At 64.8% G+C, this 4,757-nt stretch carries 7 protein-coding genes; 4 read left to right on the top strand and 3 right to left on the bottom strand.

Features of this window, described 5'->3' with window-relative positions; all coding sequences use genetic code 11:
* Positions 1-39: 39 nt before the first annotated feature.
* The gene (locus ACFWF3_RS24755) at positions 40-321 is read right to left on the bottom strand and encodes a hypothetical protein (RefSeq protein ID WP_379315570.1); all 282 of its coding nucleotides are present in this window, start codon (positions 319-321) and stop codon (positions 40-42) included.
* Between the two features lie 95 nt (positions 322-416).
* Complete coding sequence (locus ACFWF3_RS24750) at positions 417-779, bottom strand: hypothetical protein (RefSeq protein ID WP_379315568.1); 363 nt, start codon at positions 777-779, stop codon at positions 417-419.
* A 286-nt stretch (positions 780-1,065) separates the two neighbouring features.
* Between ACFWF3_RS24750 and ACFWF3_RS24745 the strand changes: the two genes are divergently transcribed.
* The 4 genes from ACFWF3_RS24745 (at position 1,066) to ACFWF3_RS24730 (ending at position 4,217) form a co-directional block, all read left to right on the top strand.
* Complete coding sequence (locus ACFWF3_RS24745) at positions 1,066-1,515, top strand: contact-dependent growth inhibition system immunity protein (RefSeq protein ID WP_379315566.1); 450 nt, start codon at positions 1,066-1,068, stop codon at positions 1,513-1,515.
* 98 nt (positions 1,516-1,613) lie between these two features.
* Complete coding sequence (locus ACFWF3_RS24740; RefSeq protein WP_379315564.1) at positions 1,614-1,895, top strand: hypothetical protein; 282 nt, start codon at positions 1,614-1,616, stop codon at positions 1,893-1,895.
* Positions 1,896-2,245: 350 nt separating this feature from the next.
* Positions 2,246-2,794, top strand: coding sequence for a carboxymuconolactone decarboxylase family protein (locus ACFWF3_RS24735; protein ID WP_379315562.1), 549 nt, complete (start codon positions 2,246-2,248; stop codon positions 2,792-2,794).
* A 178-nt stretch (positions 2,795-2,972) separates the two neighbouring features.
* Positions 2,973-4,217 (top strand): hypothetical protein, encoded by a 1,245-nt coding sequence (locus ACFWF3_RS24730; protein WP_379315560.1) that lies wholly within the window; start codon positions 2,973-2,975, stop codon positions 4,215-4,217.
* Between the two features lie 14 nt (positions 4,218-4,231).
* Here the strand turns inward: ACFWF3_RS24730 and ACFWF3_RS24725 are convergent, their stop codons facing one another.
* Entirely contained in the window at positions 4,232-4,681 is a 450-nt protein-coding gene (locus tag ACFWF3_RS24725; protein ID WP_379315558.1) for a cupin domain-containing protein, read from the bottom strand.
* Positions 4,682-4,757 lie beyond the last annotated feature (76 nt).

Here is a 4,757-nt window from a genome sequence, read left to right as displayed (position 1 = left end):
ATTCTTACCGCCGGGCGATGCCTTCCCTGACAGAACTGGTCATGCAGGATCGATCGGCCGATGGTGGCCGTGTTCGAGTTCTGCTCCTGACTGATCGTGCATCCGCAGCTTCATGTCGGAAGAACCAACCCATACCTCGTACCAATCTCCGTGGAACGTGACGTCGAAATGTGGGCCGCCCATCATCTTCTCGTCATGGTCGGCCTCGTCGTAGCCGATGGTGAACTCGTTCCCAGGGCGCATCCAGTAGTCCTCTCCCCATGGCTCGATGCGGACCTCCAGCGTCGTCTGGCTCCCATTTCTCAACCTGATAGCCGCCACGGAACAAAGCCTATGAGAACGTCTGATTCGTTCGGTAACCGATCCGCGCAGGTCGGCTCGCTTTCACGTCGGACTGGTGATGGTCTGCTCGACGTTCAAAACCGATCGCTCAGGGGCGGCAGCCATCCGATGACGGCAGACAGCAGAAAAGCGACTATCCCTGTTTGCGTGAGCAGCCGAGCTGCCGGGTCGCCCAGATCGCTACTGAGCACCATCCGGGACACCCCGGCGAGTACCAAGCTGGCGACGATGACTGCGACTACTGTCCTGCGTTTGGTCCATCGCTTCTGGGGATCGCGTGCCGAGGTGGCGGGGTTCCCGGCCGTGGCGAATGCGGCGAGGAACAGCAGGCTGGCGATCGCGGTCGCCAAGCCGAACATTCGAGCAGCTGCGACGTCGTTCCAATCCTGGCTGACGATCAATCGAATCATGGCAGCGAGGTAGAGCCCGGCTACCACGATCGCAGCATTCTTCCAACGCCGCGCCCACCTACTCTCTGGGCTCTCGGGCACCTCCGACGCGTACTGACCTATCACCGTTGGACGATCCCATGCATCCTGCAGTGCCGCGACCCGCGCGAGCCCGAAGGCCGCACAACCACCCGTCGAACGGACTCAATTGCCGATGTACGTGTCAGCGAGGGCGTCGGACCAGACCGGTGACCATTACTGTGGGGCCGGTCCTGACAGCGCCGATGCTTCACGTGAACGAGCAGAGTGCCATTGAGATGAGAGCGGTGAAAACGTGGCCGACAGCGAAGAGTTCTCACAATCGGTGCAGGACATCGAGGGTGACGTTTGGCCGGCAGCCGCTCCGGAGGACACTTATCTGGTTAGGACAGTCCGCCGGATGCGGCAGGTTCCGATCGGAGAACTGGATATCGAGGGCCTGCGAATCATGTTGTCGCAGAATGTCGGAACCACGGCAATACTGTCTCGAGCGCTTGATCAGCTGGAGGCGAATCCGCTTGCCGCCGGTCACTTTGGTCCGGGTGACCTGTTGCGGGCGGTACTCCGGCTTCCTGAGGAACGATGGTCAGACTCTGGCGAGGTCTTGGCTAAAGCGCGAGGCATTGCCCAGCGAGCGGATGTGATGATCGTCGAGACGGACGGCGCGCAAGTTCCAGAGCTGCGCGGCTTGATCGTGAAATTCCTGTCAGACCGGTCCGAGGTCGATCCAGGTCGAACGCACTGAAATGCCGCTTACCGCACTGACCGAACCGGCCAGTGCCGCTTGTGGTCGAGTGTTCGTCAGACCCGCCTTCTCGCAGGCAAATCGCGTAGTCTGCCGCGGTGCCCAAGCTGATGCTGTCGAACCCTTTCGCAGAGAAAATACTCACGGTCTGGCTCGAACCGTGGGGCCGGGATTACTGGATGCGACCGGGAGATCTCTTCATCATCGAATCCGACAACCGCGCCTCCTTCGAGCAGGCGAATGATGATCCGCCATTCGAGGTGTCGTGGCTCGAGGACGGCATCATGGTCGGTGTGATGGTGGACAGCACCGTGCGGGATCGGGACGGAATTGAGCTCGAGTGCGGCCATCAACGGCCTGTTGACCTCGACGGGCGGTAACCCGTAGCTCGGGCTGGATCCGGTGCGTCGAGACTGCCTCTAGACATCCTCTTCTGCCGCATACCGCGCAGATGTGGCGTTCGAGAAGGACGTCGCGGTCTCATCTAGTGCCATGGCCGATCCGGCGACGCGCTCCCTTGGCGAAATCTGATGAACCGCTTGCTGTTACGCCACCACGCCGGATCACTGTGCAGCCCGTCCCCGAGCAACACGGTTCGCCCACCCAACCTTCGGGCGTGATGCTTTCGGTGCGTCGCGCCGGGCAAGTAAGGCGGATCACCCTGGGGGTTCAGTGGGATCCGGCGTAGGTTCATTTGCAGGGAAATCGTCGGCACGAAGGGGTGTTATCGATGCGGGTGGTCACGCGGGTTCGGGGATACGTCAAGGTGCTGGGGCAGGCTCGGCGTCATCGGGGGGATCTGGTGGGGTGGCTCGGGCGGCGGCCGCAGATCGCGGCGGCGACGCTGACCTATGAGACGGCGTTGTTGTTCAGCAACAAGCTCGATCCTCGGCTCAAGGAGTTGGCCGAGCTCAAGACGGCGGGGCTGGTGGCCTGTCAGTTCTGTCTCGATATCGGGTCCGCGCTGGCGCATACGGCGGGGCTGACCGAGCAGCAGCTCGTCGATCTGCCTCGGTATCGGACCAGCGATGCCTACACCGAGCTGGAGAAGCTGGTGATCGCGTTCGCGGAGGCGATGACGGTGACACCGGCGGTCGATATCGAGGAATTGCGCGAAACTCTGCTCACTCACCTGTCGAAGGCACAGCTGGCCGAGTTGGCGGCGAGCATCGCGTGGGAGAACCAGCGGGCTCGGCTCAACCAAGGTCTCGGTGTGCAGCCGACCGGGATGGCCGACGGGCTGGCGTGCGCGATGCCGGAACCACGGCAGGCCCCGTAAACGGCGAATACCAGACGCCGACGGCCGCGCCTGGGTAGGACGCGAGTTGGGGATACGAGTAGCCCGTGGGCGTTCGCTGCCATGCAGTGCACTACGGTGATCGCGAGCCGACCACGGTGACGTGGACGCGCGGGATTCTTCGACAGTTCGCCAGTTCGAGCGCAGCGAGGGGATCGTCATGCATTCGGTTGGGGCTTTGATCGTTCGCGTCGGTTGTGTGGTGGCAACGGTGCTGGCCGCGGTGGGGTTCGCCCCGCCCGCCTCCGCGGACCCGCCGGACTCGCCGCTGTGCGCGTGGCGGTTCATGTCCAACAGCACCGTGCTGAATGTGGCGTTCCCCGATGCGAATTCGACGTATTGGCTGATGCCCTACGCGCTGGGGCCGGGTGACTCGATCGAGTTGTCCGGTACCTATCCGGCCGCCCGGTATTTCTCGTTGAACACCTACGGGACCGACCTCGACACCGTGGACACCCTGCGCGACGACCAGATCGTCGCCGACCCGGGCAGCGCCAACCCGTTCGTCGATGCCGCCGCCGCGTCGCTGCCCGCCGCGCAGCAGCGCTGGCATGCCACGTTGGTCAACGGGCCGGCCGATCACAGCCGCAACGAGATCCAGGCTGTCGCGAGTGGGCAGAGCACACCGATCGGCTTCGTCATCGTCCGTGTCTATGTTCCGACCGATCCGGCTTCGCTCAGCGGCGGCGTCGCGCTGCCCGATGTGAAGCTCTCGATCGCGGGCTCCGACGCTCCGGCCCAGCCGTGCGCGCAGCCCTTCGACCCGGCCACCTACACCGGCCCGGTCGCTGACGCCGCCAAGGCCGCCTTCGATCGCGCGATCGCCCAGGCCGCCTCGGGCGCGTTCCCCGGCAACACACCGGAGGCGACGTTCGGGAACCCGGCGAGCACCTCCGGGCTCTTCCCGAACGGCGACAACAAGTACATCGGAACGCGGATCAGCTATCAGCCGGGACGCCTGCTGGTGGTGCGCGGTAAGGCCCCGATATTCCCGAATACCCGTGCGGGACAATCGCCTACCGATCCGAACCAGCAGGTGCGGTATTGGTCGATGTGCCAGAACGACCTGCGCTCGCCCTACCCCGTTGTCGCCTGCGCGGCCGACTTCCAGACCGCGATCGACGCGTCCGGCTACTACACCTATGTGGTCGCCGCACCCGCGGACGTGCCCGCGAACCTCGACCCGAGCGTGACGGTGATTCCCTGGGGCAGCACCGACGTGGACAAGGTCCTGTTCCTGCGGAACATGACCCCGAGCCCGGCGTTCTATCCGAATTCGATCCAGGCGTCCCAGGACTCCGGCGCCGACCCGGCCGCCACGATGGGCCCGTATTACCCGGAAACCGCCTATTGCGGCACCGAGACGTTCGCCGCGGGCGGCGCCGGAGCGTGCCTGACCACCTGAGCCCCGAGTAGCGGCTACGGGCAGTCCGGGGCAGGGGCGTCCACGAAGAGCGGTTCGTTCGCGCGGTTGAGATAGGCGACGTACAGCTCGGCGGGCCGGTCGCCGAGGTTGCGGCCCACATGGACGTGGTCCGGGCCGACGGTCTCGGACAGGCCCTCGCCGGCGGAGTACGTCGTCGGTACGCAATCCGCCTCGTATCGGGTCACCTGGCCCGCGGTGATCACGGCGAGAACAGTGCCGTCGTGGTAATGCCACCCGAGCGTGCCCCCGGGGGCGATGGTGATCCGCCGAAAGGTGAATGCGCTCGGCAACGAGGCGAAGGGGCTGAACGCGCTGACATCGACCTGGGCCAGCGGTTCGACGGTCACGCCGGAGGACGGGGTGGCCGAAGACGACGGCGCCAGGGTGACGACCGCGGCGGCGACCACCACGGCGCCGGCGAGAGCATTCCGGTGGGTTCGCATCTTCGTCAGTATACGAGCGGACTACCTGCGCGAACAGCCGCAAATAAACCCCACTGCAGGACAGACCGCCGCGAAA

The organism is Nocardia sp. NPDC060220 (assembly GCF_042727815.1).
GTDB lineage: Bacteria > Actinomycetota > Actinomycetes > Mycobacteriales > Mycobacteriaceae > Nocardia.
The sequence above is the reverse complement of the archived record's forward strand: the minus strand, read 5'-3'. Positions and strand labels throughout refer to the sequence as shown.

Bases quoted from the DNA above. Each gene is read 5' to 3' on its own strand.
- ACFWF3_RS24730 (WP_379315560.1), top strand. From the start codon at position 2,973: ATGCATTCGGTTGGGGCTTTGATCGTTCGCGTCGGTTGTGTGGTGGCA.
- ACFWF3_RS24735 (WP_379315562.1), top strand. From the start codon at position 2,246: ATGCGGGTGGTCACGCGGGTTCGGGGATACGTCAAGGTGCTGGGGCAG.
- ACFWF3_RS24725 (WP_379315558.1), bottom strand. From the start codon at position 4,681: ATGCGAACCCACCGGAATGCTCTCGCCGGCGCCGTGGTGGTCGCCGCC.